The sequence below is a fragment of the Zoogloea sp. genome, assembly GCF_023150065.1.
Classification (GTDB): Bacteria; Pseudomonadota; Gammaproteobacteria; order Burkholderiales; family Rhodocyclaceae; genus Zoogloea.
In genome coordinates, this window is sequence record NZ_JAKLLN010000021.1 from 47,625 (window position 1) to 69,709 (window position 22,085).

Annotated in this window: 22 protein-coding genes; 14 read left to right on the forward strand and 8 right to left on the reverse strand. The window is 66.3% G+C overall.

What is annotated here, in order from left to right:
* Nucleotide 1 precedes the first annotated feature (1 nt).
* Nucleotides 2-1,294 carry an extracellular solute-binding protein gene (locus L6Q67_RS19175; RefSeq protein ID WP_296573353.1) on the reverse strand — a complete coding sequence of 431 codons (1,293 nt, stop codon included), beginning with the start codon at nucleotides 1,292-1,294 and terminating at the stop codon, nucleotides 2-4.
* Between the two features lie 149 nt (nucleotides 1,295-1,443).
* Between L6Q67_RS19175 and L6Q67_RS19180 the strand changes: the two genes are divergently transcribed.
* Nucleotides 1,444-1,917 (forward strand): hypothetical protein, encoded by a 474-nt coding sequence (locus L6Q67_RS19180; RefSeq protein ID WP_296573357.1) that lies wholly within the window; start codon nucleotides 1,444-1,446, stop codon nucleotides 1,915-1,917.
* A gap of 15 nt (nucleotides 1,918-1,932) precedes the next feature.
* Here L6Q67_RS19180 and L6Q67_RS19185 read toward each other — a convergent pair whose 3' ends face one another.
* From L6Q67_RS19185 to L6Q67_RS19195, 3 genes are read right to left on the reverse strand one after another with little or no spacing between them, the layout of a single operon-like run.
* Complete coding sequence (locus tag L6Q67_RS19185; protein ID WP_296573360.1) at nucleotides 1,933-3,741, reverse strand: bifunctional diguanylate cyclase/phosphodiesterase; 1,809 nt, start codon at nucleotides 3,739-3,741, stop codon at nucleotides 1,933-1,935.
* A complete protein-coding gene (locus L6Q67_RS19190; protein WP_296573362.1) occupies nucleotides 3,738-5,273 on the reverse strand; it encodes an HD-GYP domain-containing protein in 1,536 nt (511 codons plus the stop codon). The genes L6Q67_RS19185 and L6Q67_RS19190 overlap by 4 nt, the downstream gene beginning before the upstream one ends.
* 57 nt (nucleotides 5,274-5,330) lie before the next feature.
* On the reverse strand, nucleotides 5,331-6,368 hold the full coding sequence (locus L6Q67_RS19195) for an aldo/keto reductase (protein WP_296573364.1): 1,038 nt from the start codon (nucleotides 6,366-6,368) through the stop codon (nucleotides 5,331-5,333).
* Between the two features lie 199 nt (nucleotides 6,369-6,567).
* Here L6Q67_RS19195 and rlmM point away from each other — a divergent pair, with 199 nt between their 5' ends.
* The 3 genes from rlmM to L6Q67_RS19210 all read left to right on the forward strand — a co-directional run bounded on the left by rlmM (nucleotide 6,568) and on the right by L6Q67_RS19210 (nucleotide 9,934).
* On the forward strand, nucleotides 6,568-7,656 hold the full coding sequence (gene rlmM / locus L6Q67_RS19200) for a 23S rRNA (cytidine(2498)-2'-O)-methyltransferase RlmM (protein WP_296573366.1): 1,089 nt from the start codon (nucleotides 6,568-6,570) through the stop codon (nucleotides 7,654-7,656).
* A gap of 78 nt (nucleotides 7,657-7,734) precedes the next feature.
* A complete protein-coding gene (locus L6Q67_RS19205) occupies nucleotides 7,735-9,234 on the forward strand; it encodes a DEAD/DEAH box helicase (RefSeq protein WP_296573368.1) in 1,500 nt (499 codons plus the stop codon).
* A 97-nt stretch (nucleotides 9,235-9,331) separates the two neighbouring features.
* Nucleotides 9,332-9,934 (forward strand): c-type cytochrome, encoded by a 603-nt coding sequence (locus tag L6Q67_RS19210; protein ID WP_296573370.1) that lies wholly within the window; start codon nucleotides 9,332-9,334, stop codon nucleotides 9,932-9,934.
* Nucleotides 9,935-9,997: 63 nt separating this feature from the next.
* On the opposite strand, the gene L6Q67_RS19215 is transcribed toward L6Q67_RS19210, so the two are convergent.
* Nucleotides 9,998-11,275, reverse strand: a complete 1,278-nt coding sequence (locus tag L6Q67_RS19215) for an NAD(P)/FAD-dependent oxidoreductase (RefSeq protein ID WP_296573372.1) — start codon at nucleotides 11,273-11,275, stop codon at nucleotides 9,998-10,000.
* An 11-nt stretch (nucleotides 11,276-11,286) separates the two neighbouring features.
* On the reverse strand, nucleotides 11,287-11,601 hold the full coding sequence (locus tag L6Q67_RS19220; protein ID WP_296573374.1) for a cytochrome C: 315 nt from the start codon (nucleotides 11,599-11,601) through the stop codon (nucleotides 11,287-11,289).
* A gap of 271 nt (nucleotides 11,602-11,872) precedes the next feature.
* Here L6Q67_RS19220 and soxC point away from each other — a divergent pair, with 271 nt between their 5' ends.
* The 9 genes from soxC to L6Q67_RS19265 all read left to right on the forward strand — a co-directional run bounded on the left by soxC (nucleotide 11,873) and on the right by L6Q67_RS19265 (nucleotide 19,866).
* Nucleotides 11,873-13,219, forward strand: a complete 1,347-nt coding sequence (soxC, locus tag L6Q67_RS19225; RefSeq protein WP_296573376.1) for a sulfite dehydrogenase — start codon at nucleotides 11,873-11,875, stop codon at nucleotides 13,217-13,219.
* Entirely contained in the window at nucleotides 13,203-14,288 is a 1,086-nt protein-coding gene (locus L6Q67_RS19230; RefSeq protein WP_296573378.1) for a c-type cytochrome, read from the forward strand. The genes soxC and L6Q67_RS19230 overlap by 17 nt, the downstream gene beginning before the upstream one ends.
* Before the next feature lie 29 nt (nucleotides 14,289-14,317).
* Nucleotides 14,318-14,785 (forward strand): thiosulfate oxidation carrier protein SoxY, encoded by a 468-nt coding sequence (gene soxY, locus L6Q67_RS19235; RefSeq protein WP_296573380.1) that lies wholly within the window; start codon nucleotides 14,318-14,320, stop codon nucleotides 14,783-14,785.
* A gap of 36 nt (nucleotides 14,786-14,821) precedes the next feature.
* Nucleotides 14,822-15,133 carry a thiosulfate oxidation carrier complex protein SoxZ gene (soxZ, locus tag L6Q67_RS19240; protein ID WP_296573382.1) on the forward strand — a complete coding sequence of 104 codons (312 nt, stop codon included), beginning with the start codon at nucleotides 14,822-14,824 and terminating at the stop codon, nucleotides 15,131-15,133.
* 87 nt (nucleotides 15,134-15,220) lie between these two features.
* Entirely contained in the window at nucleotides 15,221-16,027 is an 807-nt protein-coding gene (gene soxA / locus L6Q67_RS19245; protein WP_296573384.1) for a sulfur oxidation c-type cytochrome SoxA, read from the forward strand.
* 13 nt (nucleotides 16,028-16,040) lie between these two features.
* On the forward strand, nucleotides 16,041-16,676 hold the full coding sequence (soxX, locus tag L6Q67_RS19250; protein WP_296573386.1) for a sulfur oxidation c-type cytochrome SoxX: 636 nt from the start codon (nucleotides 16,041-16,043) through the stop codon (nucleotides 16,674-16,676).
* Nucleotides 16,677-16,692: 16 nt separating this feature from the next.
* Complete coding sequence (gene soxB, locus L6Q67_RS19255) at nucleotides 16,693-18,417, forward strand: thiosulfohydrolase SoxB (RefSeq protein WP_296573389.1); 1,725 nt, start codon at nucleotides 16,693-16,695, stop codon at nucleotides 18,415-18,417.
* Nucleotides 18,418-18,428: 11 nt separating this feature from the next.
* A complete protein-coding gene (locus L6Q67_RS19260; protein WP_296573391.1) occupies nucleotides 18,429-19,403 on the forward strand; it encodes an MBL fold metallo-hydrolase in 975 nt (324 codons plus the stop codon).
* Between the two features lie 4 nt (nucleotides 19,404-19,407).
* A complete protein-coding gene (locus L6Q67_RS19265) occupies nucleotides 19,408-19,866 on the forward strand; it encodes a thioredoxin fold domain-containing protein (RefSeq protein ID WP_296573394.1) in 459 nt (152 codons plus the stop codon).
* 22 nt (nucleotides 19,867-19,888) lie between these two features.
* Here L6Q67_RS19265 and L6Q67_RS19270 read toward each other — a convergent pair whose 3' ends face one another.
* Nucleotides 19,889-20,191, reverse strand: a complete 303-nt coding sequence (locus tag L6Q67_RS19270) for a cytochrome c (RefSeq protein ID WP_296573395.1) — start codon at nucleotides 20,189-20,191, stop codon at nucleotides 19,889-19,891.
* Nucleotides 20,192-20,238: 47 nt separating this feature from the next.
* Between L6Q67_RS19270 and L6Q67_RS19275 the strand changes: the two genes are divergently transcribed.
* On the forward strand, nucleotides 20,239-20,841 hold the full coding sequence (locus L6Q67_RS19275; RefSeq protein ID WP_296573397.1) for a rhodanese-like domain-containing protein: 603 nt from the start codon (nucleotides 20,239-20,241) through the stop codon (nucleotides 20,839-20,841).
* A gap of 79 nt (nucleotides 20,842-20,920) precedes the next feature.
* Here the strand turns inward: L6Q67_RS19275 and L6Q67_RS19280 are convergent, their stop codons facing one another.
* Nucleotides 20,921-21,937, reverse strand: coding sequence for a LysR family transcriptional regulator (locus L6Q67_RS19280; RefSeq protein ID WP_296573401.1), 1,017 nt, complete (start codon nucleotides 21,935-21,937; stop codon nucleotides 20,921-20,923).
* Nucleotides 21,938-22,085: the final 148 nt, after the last annotated feature.

Below are 22,085 nucleotides of genomic sequence, written 5' to 3' on the forward strand. Positions count from 1 at the left end.
ATCAGTCCAGCTGACGGGAGCGGGCCACTGCCGTGTCGAGAGCCAGCTTGGAGGGCTTACGGTCTTCCCAGACCGACTCCAGCTCTTCCTCGATGATCTTGCGCACGGCGGCACGCTGGGGATAACTGCTGGCCTTGCTGATGGCAGTCACCTTCTTGTGGGTGAGCTGCTGCACGCCAACGTGAATGTTAAGCAGATCCGCAGCCAGCAGACGGCTCTCGGAGGCCAGCAGACCGGCCTGGTTGAGCGGCAGGTAGCCCGCATTGCGCTGCCACTCGACCTGGCTCTCGGCGGTCAGCATGAAGCTGACGAAGCGCGCCACCGCCTTGTACTCGGCCGGGCTCTTGCCGGCGCCGATCCACATGGCGGGGCCGTCGGCCAGGGTGTTCTGGGGTGCGCCGTAGTAGTCCTCGTGGTAGGGCAGGCTCGACACACCGACGTCGAAGGCGGCCTGGCGCTTGAGGGTCGGCCAGGCGCCGGAGGGTGCGGTCAGCACGGCACATTCGCCCTTGGCGAAGCGCTCGGTGGCCTCGTCCTCACGGCCGAAAAGGTGGAGGTAACGGGCCTTGACCCAGGAGGACAGCATGGCCACATGCTTGACTTCAAGCATGCCGTTGATGGCCAGGGAGGCTTTCTTGCCTTCGGTGACCACCGGCTCGTTGTGCCAGGCGCTCATGTTCTCGACAAGGATCCATGCAGGCTGGGCGGTGGTGTAGGGGCAGACCTGACCGGCCGCCACCAGCTTGCCCAGATCAGCCTGCAGCCCCTGCCAGGTCTTGGGTGCGACTTCGGGATCGAGGCCGGCTTCGCGGAAGGCCTGCTTGTTGTAGAACATCACCGGGGTGGACAGGCCGACCGGCAGGGCAATGAGGCGGTTGGCGCTGTCGATCGGAGTCGGCGTCATCATCGCCGGCGCACGCAGGGTCTCGAAGCGCTCGCCGGACTCTTTCATGACCTGGTGCAGCGGACGGTAGCGTTGCGGGCCGGCGAGGAAGCTGGCCAGATCACGCTCGCCCAGGATCATCAGGTGCGGCAGGCTGCCCTCGTTCCAGGCGCGGTCGTGGAGCACGACCTTGGCGTTGGGATGCGCCGCGTTGTAGCGGTCCACGAGCTTCTGCAGCTGGGCACCCTTGTCGGCGCCGAGCGTATGCACAAGCTCGATGTCCTTCACGGCAACCGGGGAGGCCGCGGCAGCAGCCGGCTTGGCGGCGGGTTTCTTGGGGGCCGCCATGGCGTGGGCGGAAAAGAGGCTGGCGATGGCAACGCACAGGGCGCCGCGGTTCAACATATTCATGGGGATCTTGTCCACGGACGGAAGAAGAGGGGTCAGCCCATAATTATAAGGAGAACGACACCTGAACAACACGGCAGATTTGCCTGCCCGGATTCAAGTCGGAAGCGCCGGGGCCGTAGACCCTTCATAGCAATCCTGCTCCCCCCGCCATGACAAAACCGTCCCTTCGCTTCGTGCTGGCCCTGGCCACCTGTGCCGCCGTGACAGGGGGCTGCGAGCAGCTTGGCATTCCGGATCCGGTCAAGGTCAGCGCCCAGGCGGAGGCCGAAGGCAAGGCCATCGGCAGCGCCTGCCGCCATGCCGGGCGGGCCATCGAGGACTGCTACACCCTCAACACCACGGCCTCCAAGGCGGCGGTGTTTGCGGGCTGGAAGGAAATGAACGACTACATGGTGGAGAACAAGATCGCCGAAGTCGTACCCCTGCTTCCCCCTCCCCCGCCCCCCGCCCCCCCTTCGTCCAAGAAGAAGAAAGCGGCAGACCACGGCAGCGGTGAAACCGGCAAGGACAAGCCGGCCTCCGCCGAGGGCGGAGATCACGCGGAAGCCGACAGCCCGGCGAAGGCCGAAGCCGACACGCCCCCCGAATCCGAAACGCGCAAGCGGCGCCGATCCCGGGAGTGAGCCTGCAGGTGAGCGTCAGGGAGTCCGGGCGCCGATCAGCGCATCCCGGTGCGACTGCCACCAGGCGATGAACTGATCCACGGGCATGGCCGGTGCATACAGGTAGCCTTGGGCCCGGTCACAGCCCATCTCATTGAGCACTGCCTCGGTGGCCGCGTCTTCGACACCTTCGGCCACCACATCCAGGCCGAAGGTGTGAGCGACACGCACCATCAGCTCGACAATGGCCCGATCGTTGTCGGTGAGGGTGATGCGCTCGACAAAGGACTTGTCGAGCTTCAACTCATCCACCGGCAGACGACGCAGGTAGTCCATGGACGAATACCCCGTCCCGAAATCGTCCAGGGCAAGACGACCGCCGCCCACACGCAGGGCATCGAGGTTGCGGACGGACATGCCGTCCCGCGACACCAGCCCCCCCTCGGTCAGCTCGAAGCACATGCGCGACTCGGGTACCCGCCAGGTTTCGCAGGTCTGCCGGATGAAGAGCGGCAGTTCCGGGTCCTTCAGATCCTCGGCCATGAGATTCACCGACACCGCCACTTCACACCCGGCCGCCGCCAGCGTTGCCAGCACCTGCCCGGCCTGCTGTATGACCCAGCGCGACAGCTCCGCCATCAGGCCGATGCGCTCAAGCACCTGCAGGATGTCGGGCGGCGATGCAAACCCCTGCCCTTCCCGTCGCCAGCGCAGCAAAGCCTCGGCACCGACGAGCCGGCGTGACGGCAGGGCAACCTGGGGCTGCAGGTAGAGCTGAAACTGGCGGGTTTCCAGAGCCCGGGCCACCTCCGACTCGAACCCCGCATCGCCATGGCTGCGCACCGCCGTGTCGGAGCAATACAGGTCGAAGGCCCGGCCGGACGCCTTCGCGGCCACCAGGGCCGCACGGGCAGCATGAACCAGGCCGAGGGGGTCGGTGGCGTGCTCCGGCGCCCACGCTCCACCGGCATGAAAGCGCCCCCGCTGCCCGGGAAAATTGTTGCCCCGCAGGACTTCACAGGCATCCACCAGCTTGCTCCCGGCCAGGGACACCTGGGCCGGATGTTGCAGTTCCGGCAGGATGACCGCCCATTGATCGTCGCCAAGGGCACACAGGATGTCGTTGGCGCGCAGCACCGCCCGCATCGCATCCGACAGGGCCAGCCGCAGGTGGTCACGTTCATCCATGGCCAGCACATCCACGGAGCGCCCCCATTCAATGTCGAGCACCAGCAACCCCACCGCCTGCCCGTCGGCAACATGGGCCAGGCCTTCCGTCAGCAGGGTCAGGAAGCGCCGCCGGTTGGGGATACCCAGGACCGCATCCCCATCCTCGGCATTGAGCCGGAAGGCCTGTTCATGGTCGATGGACACCTCGCACAACAAACCGCCCAGGCACCAGCCAAGGCGCACGAGGGCCGACAGGATATCGAGTTCCAGTCGGTGGACCATGGCTCGATCACTGAAAAGATGCACCTGGCAGGACGCCATCAGTGCCTCGATGGCGATGAAGGGAAACTCCGCCACCGCCCCGCCCAGGTAGCACTCGGACCATAGATCCACCAGGCGTGCCGGCCACGCGGGCGTGAAGTCCCACTCGGTGATCCGCGCCAGCTCGATGCAGAAGGCCCTCAGGGAGGGCTCCACCCCGGCCACCGCGTCGCCAAGATCGAAGCGGGACAGCAGTGCATCTTCCAGTTCGCCGGCGCGGATGATCCGCCCGAAGGCCCGCACTGCCGCCTGCTCCCCCTGTCCGACGCCGTAGCGCAGGAGCAGACGTGCAAGGGCATCCTCGTCGATGACCGGATGAGGGGAGCGCACCAGATGCGGTGCCAACGTATTCATGCGAGATAGAAAGCCGACGGATCGACCCCGAACGCGCCGGGCGGCAGGGCCCGGACGATCTCGTAGGGTTCTCCGGTGGCGCAGGCGGGGTCGTAAAGGAGATCCAGGGTCTGGGGATAGGTGCTGTGCTTCTTGTCCGGTCCGAGCAGGATCATCACCCGGGGTTTGAGACGACGGATCCGGTTCTGGGACACCACCACGGCGACCTCACCGGAATTGAGCTCCACCAGCGTACCCACAGGATAGAGACCGATGCACTGGACGAACTGGTCCACCGTACTGACCGAGAAGCGCTTGCCCCGCAGCCCCCGGACCGCGTCCAGGGCATCCTGGGAGCTCACCGCCACTCCATAGGAACGGTCCCGGGTCATGGCACAGTAAACATCGCAGATGCCGGCAATCTCCGCCATCAGGCCCAGATCATCCCCTTTCAGCCCGGCCGGATAACCACTGCCGTCGACCCGCTCGTGGTGGCGGGCGATGATCTCCATCATCTGGGGCGTGGCGTGGGGGCAGGCTGCAAGGATGTGCAGTGAAAAATCCACGTGGGTCTTGAAGATCTCGTATTCACGGGGCGACAGGGCCCCGGTCTTGTGAAGCAGGCGCTGGGGCAGGCGCAGCTTGCCGATGTCCTGCAGCACCCCGGCCATGCCCAGGGTGGTGATCGATTCCTCGCCCAGCCCCAGGGCCCGGCCAAAGATCATCACGTGGGCGGCGACGTCGAGGGAATGGTCATAGCTGTACTGGTCGGTCTTCTTCAGGCGCAGCAGCCACAGGAGGGCGTCCGGATTGCGGACGACGCTCAGCACCATTTCAGACACCACACCGCGCAGACGCTCGAGATCAGGGCTCAGGTTGTTCTGGACATCCCTGGCGATCTCCGCCAGCAAGCCCTGCACCCGGGTCACCACCGGCAAGGCGTTGACGATCTCCTCGTCCAGCGACGTACTCGGCTCGACGAAGCTCATCCCCGCAGGCCCGGACGCCCCCGGGCCTGCTTCGTGGCTCGCCGCCCGCGCGCCGGGGCGGGCAGGACGCTCGTTGTAGATGGTCACCAGCGGAAGCATGGCTGACGGCGCCGGGGTACGCCCCTCGGGAAGCCGCTCGCCGACACCTTGCTGGCGGGGTTGTCCCGCCTCGGGATAGCGCCGGAACCAGGGCGCGCCCGGCTCCTCACCCACATCCGCAGGCCGGGTCGATTCGGCCGTGAGACCCCGGAGTGACTTGAGCAGGGCGAAAAAGTCCAGGGGCTGACGTCGCTGCTCAGGCTTGACCACGAAGGACCCCAGCGTCGCCGGCTGGCGTTCCACCGCGGTGCCGACGGGCTCCGCCGGCGCGCTCCGCCAGGCATCCCCCACCGAGCGTGCGCGATCCACATAGACGAAGCGGCACACCTGCCGGATCTGCAGCAGCGTCGCCTCATCCTCAATCAGGAAACCCTGCATCAGGAAAGGCGACTCGAGCCACGGGCGATCAAGCTCCGAGACGAACATGCCAGCACGCAGGTCCTGCGCCGCCACGATTTCCTTCAACACACCCTCCGTCCAAGCATTTCAGCTCCGCAACACTTCACCGCAGTCGACGTGGATTTACGGCGCCGGGTTTGGAAACTGGAGATGAACCGCCTCAATCTCCCGCAGCACTCCGGCATCCAGGCGCAGCTCGCAAGCATCGAGATTGGCTTCGAGCTGGGCCAGGGTGGTCGCCCCGACGATCACGCTGCCCACAAAGGGCTGGGAAGCGACAAAACCGATCGCCAGCTCGGTCGGCGTCATTCCGTGCTGCCGTGCCAGGGCAGCATAGGCCGCCACGGCCGGCTGCACGCCGGGTTTGTCATAGCGCTGCCCAAAACCCGGAAACAGGGAGATCCGCCCCGGCGCCGCGGGGTTGTCGAGATACTTGCCGCTCAGGTGCCCGAAGCCCAGCACCGAATACGGCAGCAGGCTGACCTGCTCGCGAAAGCACACTTCCGACATGGATTGCTCGAACACCCGGTTGAGCAGATTGAAGGCGTTCTGCACGGATACGACCCGGGGCAAGCCCAGCGTGTCTGCCACCCGCAGGAAGGACATCAGGCCCCAGGGGTGCTCGTTGGACAGGCCCACGTAGCGGATCTTGCCCTCCTTCACCAGCTCGGCAAGAGCCTCGAGCTGCTCCTCGATGGGGGTCGCCGGCCGCTCGCCCTCCGGATCGAAGCGCCACTGCCCGAACATGGGCTGATTGCGGGCCGGCCAGTGCAGCTGGTACAGATCGATGTAATCGGTGCCCAGCCTGACCAGGCTGGCCTCGACCGCCGCGCGGATGTTGGCGCGGTCGAGGGAGGCCGGACCGCCGCGGATCCAGGCCATGTTGCGCCCCGGCCCCGCCACTTTGGTCGCCAGCACCACGCTGTCCCGAGGGCGCCCGCGCAGCCACGATCCGACGATGGACTCGGTGTGGCCATAGGTATCGGCCCGGGTCGGCACCGGGTACATCTCGGCTGCGTCGATGAAATTCACCCCCCGCGCAAACGCGGCATCCAGCTGGGCGTGGGCCTCGGCCTCGGGGTTCTGCTGGCCGAAGGTCATCGTGCCCAGGCATACGGAAGACACCCGCAGATCGCTGGTGCCAAGATTGCGGAGCTCCATGAGCACTCTCCAGATCATAAAAAAGGCTGCCCCACCGCCCACGGCTCCAACAGGAGCCCGTGCCCGGGGCAGAAAGGCAGCGGGCCGCGATCGGTTATCATGCCCACCGCAGGCAAGCGCCACATTACGCATCAAGACGGGCAAACAGTCTCTGCCCCGGATTCTACACACCCACCGTCCCCTTCAGCCCCCTCAGCCCATGCAGCCCGCCCCTACGCCCTGCCTTTCCGTTGGCATTCTGGTCCAATGCCGCCCCGGGTTCGAACCCGATGCCAGCCTTGAACTGCAGGCTGCCGCCCGTGCCGCGCGCCTCGAAGGCTGCAGTGTCGACGTGGCCAACAGCGGTTTCACCCTGTTTCAATTGAACGCCCCGGTCGCCCACGACGCGCTGCGGCGGCGCTTCGATCTGTCCCGCCTGATCTTCTCGCGGCAGGCCTGCCAGCTGGTGGGCAGCATTGACGACCTTCCAGAGAAGGATCGCCTGAGCCCGCTGATGGACGCCATCACGGCTCTCGGAGAGCGCTTTTCGGCGCTGCTGCTCGAAACCCCCGACACCAACGACGGCAAGGAGCAATCCGGCTTCCTGCGCCGCTTTGGCCCCCTGCTCGACGATGCCCTCACTCAGGCCGGGCTGCTGCGCACCGACTCCCCCCACCTGCCCCGCCTGCACGTCTTCCTGGCCAGCCCGAAGCGAGCCCTTCTCGGCATCAGCCTGGCCAGCGAAGGCTCCGCTTGGCCAATGGGCATCCCCCGCCTGCGCATGCCCAAGGACGCCCCCAGCCGCTCCACCCTCAAACTCGCCGAGGCCATTGCCGGCCTGCTCACCGAAGAGGAGCAGCGCGCCACGCTGCGCCCGGGCCTGCAGGCCGTCGACCTGGGCGCCTCGCCGGGGGGCTGGACCTGGCAGCTGGTGAGCCGTGGGCTGCGGGTCACCGCCATCGACAACGGTCCGATGGCCCCGTCGGTGGTGGCCACCGGGCTGCTGGAACACCTGCGGGTGGATGGTTTCACCTGGAAGCCGCGCAAACCGGTGGAGTGGATGGTCTGCGACATGGTCGAACAACCCTCCCGCATCGCCCCGCTGATGGCTGAATGGGTCGCCAGCGGGCGCTGCCGGCGCAGCATCTTCAACCTCAAACTGCCCATGAAGCGCCGCTACGACGAGGTGGAGCGCTGCCGCGCCCTGATCGACCAGCGGATGCGCGCGGGCAACATCAAATACACCTTGAGAATCAAGCATCTCTACCACGACCGGGAAGAAGTCACCTGCTATCTCACGCGGCGTTGACAGCAACCCGATGTATAATGCCGGACTACTCAAATGGTGCAGTGCACTAAGCGCCGCACCGCGATCGTGATCACATCCATGTCGTTTTCCGAACTCGGACTCATTCCTGAAATCCTGCGGGCCGTCACTGAAGCCGGCTACACCGAACCGACCCCCATCCAGCGCCAGGCGATTCCTGTCGTGCTGGCCGGGCACGACGTCATGGGCGGTGCCCAGACCGGTACGGGCAAGACGGCGGGCTTCACCCTGCCCCTGCTCAACCGCCTGGCGCGCCATGCCAGCAGTTCGACCAGCCCCGCCCGCCACCCCGTCCGCGCCCTGATTCTGGCGCCGACACGCGAGTTGGCCATGCAGGTGTTCGAGTCGGTCAAGATGTATTCCAAACATCTGCCCCTGCGCTCCACCTGCATCTATGGCGGGGTCGACATGAACCCGCAGATCCAGGAGCTGCGCCGCGGCATCGAGATCGTCGTCGCCACCCCGGGCCGTCTGCTCGACCACGTCCAGCAGAAGACCATCGCCCTCGGCCAGGTGGAATTCCTGATCCTCGACGAAGCCGACCGCATGCTCGACATGGGCTTCATCCCCGACATCCGGCGCATCCTCGCCCTGCTCCCGGCCAACCGCCAGAGCCTGCTGTTCTCGGCCACCTTCTCCGACGAGATCAAGAAGCTCGCCGACCAGATGCTGAAGAACCCGCAGCTGGTCGAGGTGGCCCGGCGCAACATGGTCAGCGAGACCATCACCCACGTCGTCCACCCGGTTTCCAGCGGCCTCAAGCGCAACCTGTTGGCCCACATCGTGCGGCACGAGGACGAGGCCAACCAGGTGCTGGTGTTCGTGGACACCAAGTTCGCCTGCAGCCGCCTGGCCCACTTCCTGGAACGTCACGGCATTTCCGCCGACTCCATCCACGGCGACAAGAGCCAACAGGCCCGCACCGAGACCCTCGAGAACTTCAAGTCCGGCAAAGTCCGTGTGCTGGTGGCCACCGACGTGGCCGCCCGGGGCCTGGACATCGAGGATCTGCCCTCGGTAATCAACTTCGAACTGCCCCACACCGCGGAAGACTACGTCCACCGCATCGGCCGCACCGGCCGCGCCGGCAAGTCGGGCAAGGCCGTGTCCCTGGTCAGCTCCGAAGAAAAGCATCGCCTCGCCGACATCCAGAAGCTCATCAAGCTCGAGATCAAGCAGGAGATCGTCCCTGGCTACGACCCCGAGCCCGATTTCTTCGATGCCGACGGCAGTCGCCGCCGGCGCAGCGCCCCATCCTCCCGGCCGGCCGACGGCGCCGCAGGCACGTCGGGCGGCGAGCGCGGCAAGCGCAACGAGCGCAGTGAACGCCGCCCCGAGCGCGGGGACCGGCCCGAACGCACCGAACGCGAACGCCGCCCGGAGCGCAGCCGCCAGCCCTCGCACATCGCCGCCGACGGCTTCGACTTCAGCAAGCCCTACCAGCAGAAGGATGGCGCCGTGCCGACTGCCAGCGAAAGCAGCAGCAACGAGGCCGCCCTTCCCCAGAAGAACCAGCGCCCGATCGCCTTCCTGCTGGGGGGGCTGGGCCGCAAGCACTGAGCACCGCGCCAGCCCGCTGCAGGCCTCCTAGCGAATTCAGTGTATTAACGAATTCTGATAGTCTTCTCTCCGGAATGCACAACAAGGAGGAGAAAACATGAAGGGGAGATTCTTTGCAGCCGGGTTGCTGCTAGTGGCAGCCCTGCCTGCTGCGGTGCACGCGGCAGACCTGAAACGCGCTGAAGAAATCGTCGGCGGTCGCTGCTTCCTGTGCCATGGCATGGACGGCGAAGCCGCATCGGCACTGTACCCCCGCCTGGCAGGCCAGCATGCCGAGTACATCGCCAAGCAGCTGTCCGACTTCAAGACCGGCAAGCGCAAGAGCGACACCATGTCCGGCATGGTGGGCGACCTGACCCCCGAAGAAATGAAAGCCCTCGGCAGCTTCTTCGAACAGAAGAAGCCCGGCCGCAACGGCCGTGCCGACGCCGACCTGGCTGCCGTAGGGCGCTACATCTTCACCAGGGGCAACCAGTATTCGGGCGTCGCCTCGTGCACGTCCTGCCACGGTCCCCAGGGCCATGGCACGCCCCAGCTGCCCCGCCTGGCGGGCCAGCAGCCCCTCTACCTCGAGAACCAGCTCAAGCAGTTCAACACCCGCGAGCGCAACAACGACAACGCGGTGATGCACTCCATCGCCTCCAAGCTCACCGAGCTGGAGGTCAAGGCCGTCTCGAGCTACATCTCGACCCTCGAATGATCCGGGCCGGATAAAAAGCGGGGCCGCCCTTGCAGCGGCCCCGCTTTCATTTTCGGCCCGGTGTCAGACCAGCATGTCGGCCCAGATGTTACGGGCCCAGGCCAGGGCATACTTGCCCTCCAGCTCGTTGGCGGCGGCAGACACGCCCCCCGCTCCCTGCACCGGCATCACCGTCTTCTTCGCCGCGTCATACTGATGCACCGACGCCACGTGGATGACGTTCTTCGAATCCACAAAGCTGTAGCAGGTGTTCATCACCAGAGGCGTCGGGCTCGGCGCCTCGCCCGCCAGCAGGTTGAGGATGGCCGCCGCGGTCACCTTGGCATGCTGGTTCGCCATGTGGCCCGACTTGGGCATGGTCGGCGCCGGGAAGATGGCGTCACCGATCACATGCACTCCCGGCGTGCTCACCGACTCGAAACTCAACCAGTCGATATCCACCCAGCGGTTGTTGATCAGCTTGAGCCCCGACTTCGCGGCCACGTCGCCGGCGCGCTGGGGCGGCACCACGTTGAGCACGTCAGCCTTGACCTTGTCGAACTCCAGCACCGCCGTCCGGCTGGCGGCATCCACCTCGCGCAGCTCGCTGTTGGGGCGGTACTCGAGGATGCCCTTGTACTTCTCGAAGGCCTTGGTGAACAAGCCCTTCTTGGACGTGATCTCCTCGTTGGCGTCGAGCACCAGCACCTTGGATTTCGGCTTGGCCTGCTGCAGGTAGTTGGCCACCAGGCAGGCCCGCTCATAAGGCCCCGGCGGGCAGCGATACGGCGCCTTGGGGATGGTCAGCGCATACACGCCGCCGTCCTTCATGTCCTCCAGCTGCTTGCGCAGGGCCACGGTCTGGGGGCCGGCCTTCCAGGCATGCAGCACCGCTTCACGGGCCGCCTCGCTCTCCAGCCCAGGCACCTGGTCGTACATGAACTCGATGCCCGGTGACAGCACCAGCCGGTCGTAGGACAGCACCCCGCCCGAGGCCAGCGTCACCTTGCGCGCGGCGGCATCCACCGCCGTCACCGTGTCCTGCAGCACCTTCACGCCCCAGGTGCTGCGCAGGCCGTCGTAGCTCAGGGTGATGTCGGACATCTGCTTGTCACCGCCAATCACCAGATTCGAGATCGGGCAGGAGATGAACTGCGGGTTGCGCTCCACCAGGGTCACATCCACCCCCTGCTGGCTCCACATGCGCAGGTACTTTGCCACCGTGGCGCCACCAAAGCCGCCACCCACCACCACCACATGGCCCCGCGCCTTGGCACCCATGGCGCAGCCCGACAGCCCCGGCAGGGCCACCGCCCCACCCGCCAGCGCGGCGCCCTTCAGAAACTCACGTCGATTCCACATGCTGCGCTCCCTCACTTGCGGGCGGCGAAGTACTCCGCCACCAGTTCGAGTTGTGCCTCGGTGTAGCCCTTGGAGATCTGATGCATGATCGTGGCCGGCTTGGCCCCCGAACGGAAATCCATCAGCTTCTGCAGCAGCTTGGCCTTGTCGGTGCCCGCCAGGGCCTCGGCCCCGGAACCCGCCACGGCCTTGCCATCGGTGCCATGGCAGTTGGCGCAGGTGGCCGCCAGATTGCGGGCCAGGTTGGGGTCGGGTTTGCCCTCGGCCTGGGCGGTGCCCAGGGCACCGAGCAGCCCCACGGCCAACATCCATCGAAACAGCTTCATATCTCCTCCTTGGTTCCGCCGGAGCGGTGAGCAATGGGTGCGTCCTGCGTATTGTTCTCCGGAGCAGCTCGCCGCAGCAAGCCGCCATGGCCATCGATTTGCGGCCTTTTGTGCAGGCGCCGGTTATTGCAGCGCATCAATATTAGCAATTGACGATATTAGTGTATGGTTATAAATTGTTTTAGATCAAGGGGGGCGAGACCGGATCACGGCACGCAAAGACGACACCTCCTGCGATTCCAACACCTGGAGACTGAGGGAGAGACACCACATGGCCGACCAGCCAAACCCGCGCGGGCGCATTCGCCCCGCCCCCGAGAGCTTTCTGACCGAAGCGGAGATCACCGCCGTCAAGGAAGGGCGACGGGATTTTTTGCGTAACGCATTCGTCACCGCTTCTGCCGCCCTGGCAGGCAGCAGCGTCGCGAGGGCCGCCGAAGGCGACCCCAACATCCTGACCCTGCCGCCCTGGACCACCAGCCTCGGGCAGCCCGTGGCGGCCCGACCCTACGGCCTGCCCTCCCAGTACGAGAAAGGCCTGCAACGCCGCGAATCCCCCGGCCTGACCCGCATGCCCCAGGTGTCGGTGGCCTTCACGCCGCTGCAGGGCCTGTTCGGCATCATCACCCCGTCGGGCCTCCACTTCGAGCGCCACCACCAGGGCTGGGTGGACATCGATCCGTCCAAACACCGGCTGATGGTACACGGCACCGACGACAGCTTCCTCAAACAGCCCAAGGTCTATACGGTCGATGACATCCTCCGCCTGCCCCCGGTGTCGCGCATGCACTTCATTGAGTGCGGCGCCAACACCGGCATGGAATGGGGCAACGTCGCCGTGCCCACCGTGCAGTACAGCCACGGCATGCTGTCCTGCTCCGAATTCACCGGCGTACCCCTGCGAGTCATCCTCGAAGACTGCGGCATTGACTGGAAGAAGGCGAAATACGTGCTCGCCGAAGGCGCCGACGGCTCCTCCATGACCCGGACCATCCCCATCGAGATGGTGCAGAGCGACGAAGTGCTGGTGGCCTACGGCCAGAACGGCGAAATGCTGCGCCCCGAAAACGGCTACCCCCTGCGCCTGGTGGTGCCCGGCGTGCAGGGCGTGAGCTGGGTCAAATGGCTGCGCCGTATCGAGGTGGGCGACAAGCCCTGGGCCACCAAGGACGAGGCCATCCACTACATCGACCTGATGCCCGACGGCCAGCACCGCCAGTACACCTCGGTACAGGAATGCAAGTCGGTGATCACCACCCCGTCCGGCGGCCAGATCCTCCTCGACAAGGGTTTCTACAACATCTCCGGCCTGGCCTGGTCCGGCCGCGGCAAGGTCAAGCGCGTGGATGTCTCCACCGACGGCGGCATCAACTGGCGCCCGGCACGAGTGGAAGGCCCGGTCAATTCCAAGTGCCTGACCCGCTTCAACATCGACTGGGTGTGGGACGGCAAGCCCGCCATCCTGCAGTCCCGTGCCATGGACGAGACCGGCTACGTCCAGCCTGCCTACGGCCAGCTCCGCGCCGTGCGCGGCACCAAATCCATCTATCACAACAACGCCATCCAGTCGTGGAAGGTGATCGAAGGCGGGGAGGTGAGCAATGTTCAGGTTCTCTAAACCCGCCCTGGGTGGCGCGATCGCCCTGGCCCTGGCCGCCCTCACGGCCGGCAGCGCCCTGGCCGACGGCAGGTATGCGGGGATCGGCCGCAGCGCCACCCGCGCCGAGATCCACGCCTGGGACATCGACGTGCGCCCCGATTTCAAGGGCCTGCGCCCGGGCAGCGGCAGCGTTGACCAGGGCCAGGAGGTGTGGGAAGCCAAATGCACGTCCTGCCACGGCAGCTTCGGCGAATCCAACGAGGTGCACACCCCGCTGATCGGCGGCACCACCAAGGACGACATCAAGACTGGCCATGTGCTGTCCCTGGTGAAGGGTGACGCCCCCCAGCGCAGCGCCATCATGAAGGTGGCGACGGTGTCGACCCTCTTCGACTACATCAACCGGGCCATGCCCCTCACCGCGCCCAAGTCCCTCAGCAATGACGAGGTCTATGCCCTGGTCGCCTATCTGCTCAACCTGGCCGAGATCGTCCCCGGCGACTTCGTGCTGACCGAGAAGAACATCGCCGAGGCCCAGGCGCGCATGCCCAACCGCAACGGCATGCGCACCGACCACGGCATGTGGCCGGGGGCCAGCGCGGCCAAGGGCGGCATGGGCAACGGTGGCAAGCCCGACGTCAAGAACACCGCCTGCATGAGCAACTGCAAGACCGAGGTGAAGATCGCCTCACTGCTGCCGGTGTATGCCGAAACCGCCCACGGTAACCTGGCCGAGCAGAACCGGCCGGTGGGCCCGGTGCGCGGCAAGGACACCAGCGGCAAGGCCGGCGCTACACCTGCGGCCCCTGCGCCCCTCAGCGAGAACGCCGCCGCCAGCAAGCTGGCCCAGGACAGCGGCTGCATGGCCTGTCACGGCGTGGCCGGCAAGATCGTCGGCCCCGGTTACAACGAGGTGCTCGCCAAGTACAGGGGCCAGGCCGACGCCGAAGCCCGCCTCGCCGCCAAGGTCAAGGCCGGCGGCCAGGGCGTGTGGGGCGCCATCCCCATGCCACCCCAGACGCAGCTCAAGGATGAGGACATCCGCAGCCTCGTCAAATGGATCATGTCGGGCGCCAAGGCCCAGTAAGCACACCGCTCAACCAAGGAGAGAGACACATGAACATGCAACGCCGTGAAGCACTCAAGGCGGGTGGCGGGCTGGGCCTGTTCGGCCTGCTGGCCGCCGCCGGCCTGATCACCCCGGGCCAGGCCCGGGCCGAATGGAACAAATCGGCCTTCGACGCCAAGAGCATCGAAGACACCCTCAAGGCCCTCGGCGCCACCGGCGCCGAGAACTCCACCGACATCCAGATCACCGCCCCCGACATCGCCGAGAACGGCGCCGTGGTGCCGGTGGGCGTGGTGTCGGCGCTGGCCGGCGTCGAGGCCATCGCCATCCTCATCGAGAAGAACCCCAACCCCCTGGCGGCCAGCTTCATGCTGCCGGCCGGCACGGAAGCCTCGGTGCAGACCCGGGTCAAGATGGGCCAGACCTCGGACGTGCTGGCCGTGGTCAAGGTGGGCGGCAAGTTCATCATGACCAAGAAGGAAATCAAGGTCACCCTCGGTGGCTGCGGCGGCTGAGCCCCGCCTCCACCCCATTCGGACAAAGGAAGAAAAATGGCAGATCCCATGAAGATTCGCGCCAGCGCGAAGGACGGCATCACCGAAGTGAAGGTGCTGATGAGCCACGAGATGGAAACCGGACAGCGCAAGGATTCGTCCGGCAACCTGGTGCCGGCCCATTTCATCACCGAGCTCTCCGCCGAGCACAACGGCAAGCAGGTGCTGGCGGCCCAGTTCGGCACCGCCGTGTCCAAGAACCCCTACCTGGCCTTCAAGTTCAAGGGCGGCGCCAAGGGCGACAAGCTGGCGGTGAGCTGGGTGGACAACAAGGGCGACAAGCGCACCGACGAGGTCCAGATCAACTGACCCGGGTGCCGGGCGCGTGCCCGGCCCCTCGCCCACCCATCAGACCGCCCCAGGCGGCACGGGCCCCAACACGAAGGAGGAAGAAGGATGAGTGCAAGACTGCGTGCGGCGCTTGCCGTGGTCGGCCTCGGCCTTGCCAGCATGGCAATGGCCCAGGGCTCGACCATGGACGAGATCGCCAGATACCGGGAGATGCTGGCCGACGGCAACCCGGCCGAGCTTCTGGAGCTAAAGGGCGAATCCCTGTGGAAAACCCCGCGCGGGCCGAAGAACGCCAGCCTCGAGCAATGCGACATGGGTCTCGGCCCCGGCAAGCTCGACGGCGCCTACGCCCAGCTGCCGCGCTACTTCGCGGACACCCGCAAGGTCATGGACGTGGAATCCCGTCTGGTGCATTGCATGGTGAGCCTGCAGGGCTTCAAGTATGAAGACGTGACCCGCCAGTGGTTTTCCCGCCCCGGCCAGGAATCCGAGATCGAGGCCCTGGTCACCTACATTGGCGGCAAGTCCAACGGCATGAAGATCGACGTCCCCGCCCGCCACCCGGAAGAAGCCCGCATGGCCAAGATGGGTGAATACATCTTCTACCGCCGCAGCGGGCCCCAGGATTTCTCCTGCGCCATCTGCCACGGCCAGGACGACAAGCGCATCCGCCTGCAGGAGCTCGGCAACCTCACCACCCGGGCCGGCGCGGGCGTGGCCATGTCCACCTGGCCCTCCTACCGGGTCTCCCAGGGCGCCGTATGGACCATGCAGCGCCGCCTCATCGACTGCATGCGCCAGGCCCGCTGGCCCGAGCCCAAATACCTGTCCGACTCGGTGATCGCCCTGCAGGTGTATCTGCAGAAGACCGCCAGCGGCACCGTCATGCAGACCCCCGGCATCAAACGCTGAACGGAGAGCGACCATGAGACACCGCCTGATCGCCCTCGCGCTGATCACCCTCGCCCCCCTCCCTGCCCTGGCCCAGAGCAAGCCCGCCGGCGACATCGCCAGCCAGGCCGAGCAGATCTTCCGCGGCTCCTTCCGCGACGACAACCCCGCCTACTGGATGAAGCGCCTGGACCAGGACGAGACCATGCGCCTGTGCAGCCAGTTCAAGGACAACCCGCCCGCCAGGGTCCGCCACAAGATCGAGAAGGCCGAGATGGCCTCCATCCGCTACCCGGTGGACGGCAAGCTGATCGGTGACTGGAAGGAAGGCGAGAAGCTCGCCGCCGTGGGTACCGGCGGCCATATCGGCTTCATCCAGCCCGACCCGCCCGGCCGGGTCCGCGGTGGCAACTGCTACGCCTGCCACCAGCTCGCCAAGAAGGAAGTGGCCTACGGCACCATCGGCCCCAGCCTCCAGCACTTCGGCAAGCTGCGCGGCAACACCGAACAGATCATCAAGTACACCTACGACAAGATCTACAACTCCAACGCCTTCACCGCGTGCACCAACATGCCCCGCTTCGGGCTGCACAACTGGCTGACGCCGGAGCAGATCACCCACATCGTCGCCTTCCTGGTCGATCCCGAATCGCCCGTCAACAAAGACTGACAACGGAGCCCACCGCATGTCCATGAACCGCCGGGATTTCCTCCAGGTGCTGGCCGTCGCCGCGGCCGGCGGCCTCAGCCTGCACAGCAATCCGTCCGAAGCCGCCAAGGCTGCCGCACGCATGTACGACCTGCCGCGCTTCGGCAACGTCAGCCTGCTGCACATGACCGACTGTCACGCCCAGTTGCAGCCCATCCACTTCCGCGAGCCGGACGTGAACCTGGGCATCGGCCCCATGGCCGGGCAGGTGCCGCACCTGGTGGGCGAAAAGCTGCTGCGCCACTTCGGCATCCGCCCCGGCACGCCGGAGGCCCATGCCTTCACCTACCTGGATTTCGTCAAGGCCGCCAAGACCTACGGCAAGGTCGGCGGCTTTGCCCACCTGGCCACCCTGGTCAAGCAGCTCAAGGCCAGCCGCCCGGGTTCGCTGCTCCTCGACGGCGGCGACACCTGGCAGGGCTCCGGCCTGGCCCTGTGGACCAATGCCCAGGACATGGTGGATGCCTGCAAGGCCCTCACCGTGGACGTGATGACCCTGCACTGGGAAGCCACCTATGGCGAAGCCCGGGTCAAGGAGATCGAGGAGAAGGACTTCAAGGGCACCGTGGACATCGTCGCCCAGAACATCAAGACCACCGACTTCGGCGACCCGGTGTTCAAACCCTACGTGATCCGCAACATCAACGGCGTGGCGGTGGCCATCATCGGCCAGGCCTTCCCCTACACCCCCATCGCCAACCCCCGCTGGCAGGTGCCCAACTGGAGCTACGGCATCCAGGACGACAACCTGCAGAAGGTGGTGGACGAAGCCCGCGCCGCCGGCGCCCAGGCGGTGGTGGTGCTGTCCCACAACGGCATGGACGTGGACCTGAAGATGGCCAGCCGGGTGCGCGGCGTAGACGCCATCCTGGGCGGCCATACCCACGACGGCGTGCCCGCGCCCGTCATCGTCAAGAACGCCGGTGGCCAGACCCTGGTGACCAATGCCGGCTCCAACGGCAAATACCTGGGCGTGCTCGACCTGGAGGTGAAGGGCGGCAAGGTCACCGACTTCCGCTACAAGCTGCTGCCGGTGTTCGCCAACCTCATCCCTGCCGACCCGGCCATGGACGCGCTGATCAGGAAGATGCGTGCCCCCTACGAGGGCAAGCTGGCCGAGAAGCTCGCCGTCAGCGAAGGCCTGCTATACCGCCGGGGCAACTTCAATGGTTCCTGGGACCAGCTCATCCTCGACGCCCTGCTGGCCGAGAAGAACGCCGAGATCGCCTTTTCCCCCGGCTTCCGCTGGGGCACCAGCCTGCTGCCCGGCGACACCATCCGCATGGAGCACCTGCTCGACCAGACCGCCATCACCTACCCCTGGACGACGGTGTCGATGATGACCGGCGAGCAGATCAAGACCGTGCTTGAAGACGTCTGCGACAACCTCTTCAACCCCGACCCCTACTACCAGCAAGGCGGCGACATGGTGCGCGTCGGCGGCCTGCAGTACGCCTGCGACCCCAACGGCCGGATGGGTAGCCGCATCACCGACATGCGCCTGGGCGGCAAGCCCCTGGAAGCCGGCAAGACCTACAAGGTCGCCGGCTGGGCGCCAGTTTCCGAGGACGCCGCCAAGGCCGGTGGCGAAGCCATCTGGGATCTGGTGGCCCGCTACCTCAAGGGGCAGAAGGTGGTCCGCGCCCGCCCGCTCAACCTGCCCACCCTGAAAGGCATGGCCGGCAACCCCGGCATGGTTTGAGGAGAACGACGATGGCCCGCAGCAGACTCCCCCTCCTTCCCTGGCTGCATGCCATCGTCGCCCTCGCCGTCACGGCCCTGCTGAGCTGGAATGCGGCAGCCCAGGACATGCCGCCCCTCAAACCGCTCCAGGTCTCGCCGCACGCCTGGTACGTGCAAGGCGACGCGGGCATGGCCTCGGCGGCCAACAAGGGCTTCAACAGCAACGCCGGGTTCGTCGTCACCCGCGACAGCGTGATCGTCATCGACGCCCTCGGCACGCCGCCCCTGGGCGAGGCCCTGCTGGCCGCCATCCGCCGGGTCAGCAACAAACCGATCAAGCGGGTCATCCTCACCCACTACCACGCCGACCATTTCTATGGCCTGGCCGCCTTCAAGGCCACCGGCACCGAGGTGTGGGCCCACGAAGGGGGCAAGGAATACTTCGGCAGTGGCGAGGCCGCCGCCCGCCTGGCCCAGCGCCAGAAAGACCTGTTTCCGTGGGTGGATGAAAGCACCCGCCTGATCCAGGCCGACCGCTGGCTCACCGGTGACACTCGCTTCGAGGAGGGCGGCCTGCACTTTCGCATCACCATCCTCGGCCCCGCCCACGCTCCCGAAGACCTGGTGGTCACCGTCGAGGAGGACGGTGTGGTGTTCTGCGGCGACATCCTGTTTGCCGGGCGCATCCCCTTTGTCGGCAACGCCGACAGCAAACGCTGGCTGGCCGCCATCGACACCCTGGTGGGGCTGCAACCCAAGGTGCTGGTCACCGGCCACGGGCGCCACTCCACCGACGCCGCCGCCGACCTGACCCTGACCCGGGACTACCTGCGCTATCTCCGTGAGCAGATGGGCAAGGCCGTGGACGAGATGGTGCCCTTCGAAGAAGCCTACGCCCGCACCGACTGGCGCCGCTTCAGCAAGCTGCCCGCCTTCGAAGCCGCCAACCGCATCAACGCCTACGGCAGCTACCTGACCCTGGAGCGCGAGTCCCTCGCCCGCTGAAACCATGCAACTCCTCGCGCGCCTGGCCCTGCTCGCCAGCCTGCTCCTGGCCGGCATACCGGGCGTCCACGCCCGCGGCCCCCTCGAATCGAGCCTCCACGAAGCCGGAGCCAAGCAGCCCGATCTGCTCTACGTGGTGCTCTTCAGCCTGCCCGACTGCCCCTACTGCGTGGCCGTGCGGGACGCCTACCTGCCCACCCTCACCGACGACCCCCGTTTCCGCGAGCGGGTGCGCATCCGTGAGGTAAGCATCGGCAGCCCCCGGCTGCTCAGGGATTTTGACGGCGGCAAGGCCACCCATGCCGATGTGGCCCGCCGCTACAAGGTGAAGTTTGCGCCCACCGTGCTCTTTCTGGACAGCACCGGCCAGCCCCGCGCCGAGGCGCTGCTGGGGGGCGACAGCGTCGGGCTCTACGGCGGCTACCTGGAAAAACGCGTGCTGCAGGGGCTGGCGGCACCATGACGCGCCCGGCCGCCTGCCGGCATCACTTGAAGTGGTAGTAGCGGTGGTTCAGCCAGGCCACCACATGCTCCTCATCCTCGGGAAACCAGCCGGTCTTGAGCTGGGTGCTGCAGAAGCTCACCTGGGCCACCAGCTTGTCCTTGCTGGTCACCTTGCGGTCGGCGCGGGTGTACAGGGCCGAGCCGTCGCCCCCGATGAGGCGCTGGTGACAGCTGGCGCAGGCGTGCTCCTTCACCATCTTCTCCCCGGTGGCCGGATCGCCGCCCCCCAGGGCCGCGCCAGAGAGCAGCACGCCCGCCATCACACAACCAATTCTCAAACGCATGATCAGCCTCTCCCGGGGTTGGCACCAACGAATCGTCTGGAGGAAGTATGAGACATTTTGCGCTGGCTGCACTGCTCGCGTTCGGCAACCTTTCCCTGTCACTCCCCGCCGTCGCCCAGAACGTGGACGCCAGCGCCCTGCCCGACTACAAGCGCTCGCGCCTGCAGCTTTACATGAGCCCCCGCGAGGCCCTCGAGATCATCGGCAAGGAACCCACCCGAACCCTCTTTCTCGACGTCCGGACCCGCGCCGAGGCCATGTACGTGGGCATGCCCACCGTTGCCGACGCCCTGGTGCCCTACGTGGAACACCAGGAACTGATGACCGACTGGGACGAGCGCCGCCACATGTACCAGCTCGAACCCAACAGCGACTTCATCCAGGAGGCCGAAATCCGCCTGAAGGAAAAAAGCCTCACCAAGGCCGACCGGGTGATCCTCATCTGCCGCTCCGGCGACCGCAGCGCCCGCGCCGCCGACCTCCTCGCCAACGCCGGCTTCACCCGCGTCTACAGCATCACCGAAGGCTTCGAGGGCGACAGCGCCAAGGACGGCCCCAAGGCCGGCCAGCGCATCGTCAACGGCTGGAAGAACGCCGGCCTGCCGTGGACCTACAAGCTCGAGAAGGCAAAGATGTACTTTCCCCGCTGAGCCCCCCCGGCCGCCGATCAAGGCCGTGGGTTGGCTTGGGCGGGGCGATGTGCCATGCCCGGCTGCCAACCCGAAGCATCTAGCTCAACCCGGCCAGCTGGTTCTCCTCGTCCAGCATCTCGCGCACGGTGTAGGTGGCCGGGCGCTCGGGGTAGCGGCACTCCCCCGCGGTAAAGCCCTCGCCGTCGCTGCCGTTGAGCAGCGGGCACTGGCTGAACAGCTCGGCCACCCAGTCGGTGAAGGCCCGCACCTTGGGGGACAGGTGCCGGTTCTGGGGGTAGAGCACCGACATGGGCAGCGGGGGCGGTTTCCAGGCGGGCAGGATCTCCTTGAGCTCGCCGTTTTCCAGGTGTGGCAGGGCCATGAAGCGGGCCGGCTGGATCAGCCCCAGGCCCTGCAGGCCACAGGCGTTGTAGGCATCAACGTCGTTCACCGCCACCTGCCCCTGCATGCGCACGGGGGTGCTGACCCCACCCACCACAAAATCCCAGTCGAAGTTGCGCCCCGTCACGCTGGAGAAGTAATGCACCGCGTGGTGCTGCGCAAGGTCTTCCAGGCTTTGGGGCTCCCCGTGGCGCTCCAGGTAGGACGGCGCGCCGCAGGTGACGAAGCTCAGGCTGCCGATGCGCCGCGCCACCAGGGATGAGTCGGCCAGCTCGCCAGCCCGGATCACGCAGTCCACCGCTTCCTGCACCAGGTCCACCGGCCGGTCGCCAATGCCGATCACCAGCTCCACGTCCGGGTAGCGCTCGCGAAACTGGCACAGGCGCGGAATCAGGATGCGCCGGCCGATGGGCCCCGCCACATCCACCCGCAACCGCCCTTGAGGGCGCCGCGCCGCGTCCTGGAATGCAGCCTCCATCTCTTCGAGCTCTTTCATGATGCGCACGCAGCGCTCGTAGTAGGCCGCCCCGTCGGGGGTCAGGCTGACGCTGCGGGTGGTGCGGTTGAGCAGGCGCACCTTGAGCAGGTTTTCCAGGGACTGGACGGTAGTCGTCACCGTGGCCCTGGGCATGCTCAGGTTGTCGGCCGCGCGGGTGAAGCTGTTGGCCTCGACCACCCCCATGAACACCCGCATCGCCTGAAATCTGTCCATTCACTGCGCTCCCTGCTCCGGGCCTCCGGCGGAGGCCACGACTTAATTATTAGTCAATAGCGAACAGTGAAGTCAAATTTTTAATATTTATCCAACCAAACAAAACAACAAGAATGTACTCATCCCTACCTACCCCTCGCTTCCCACA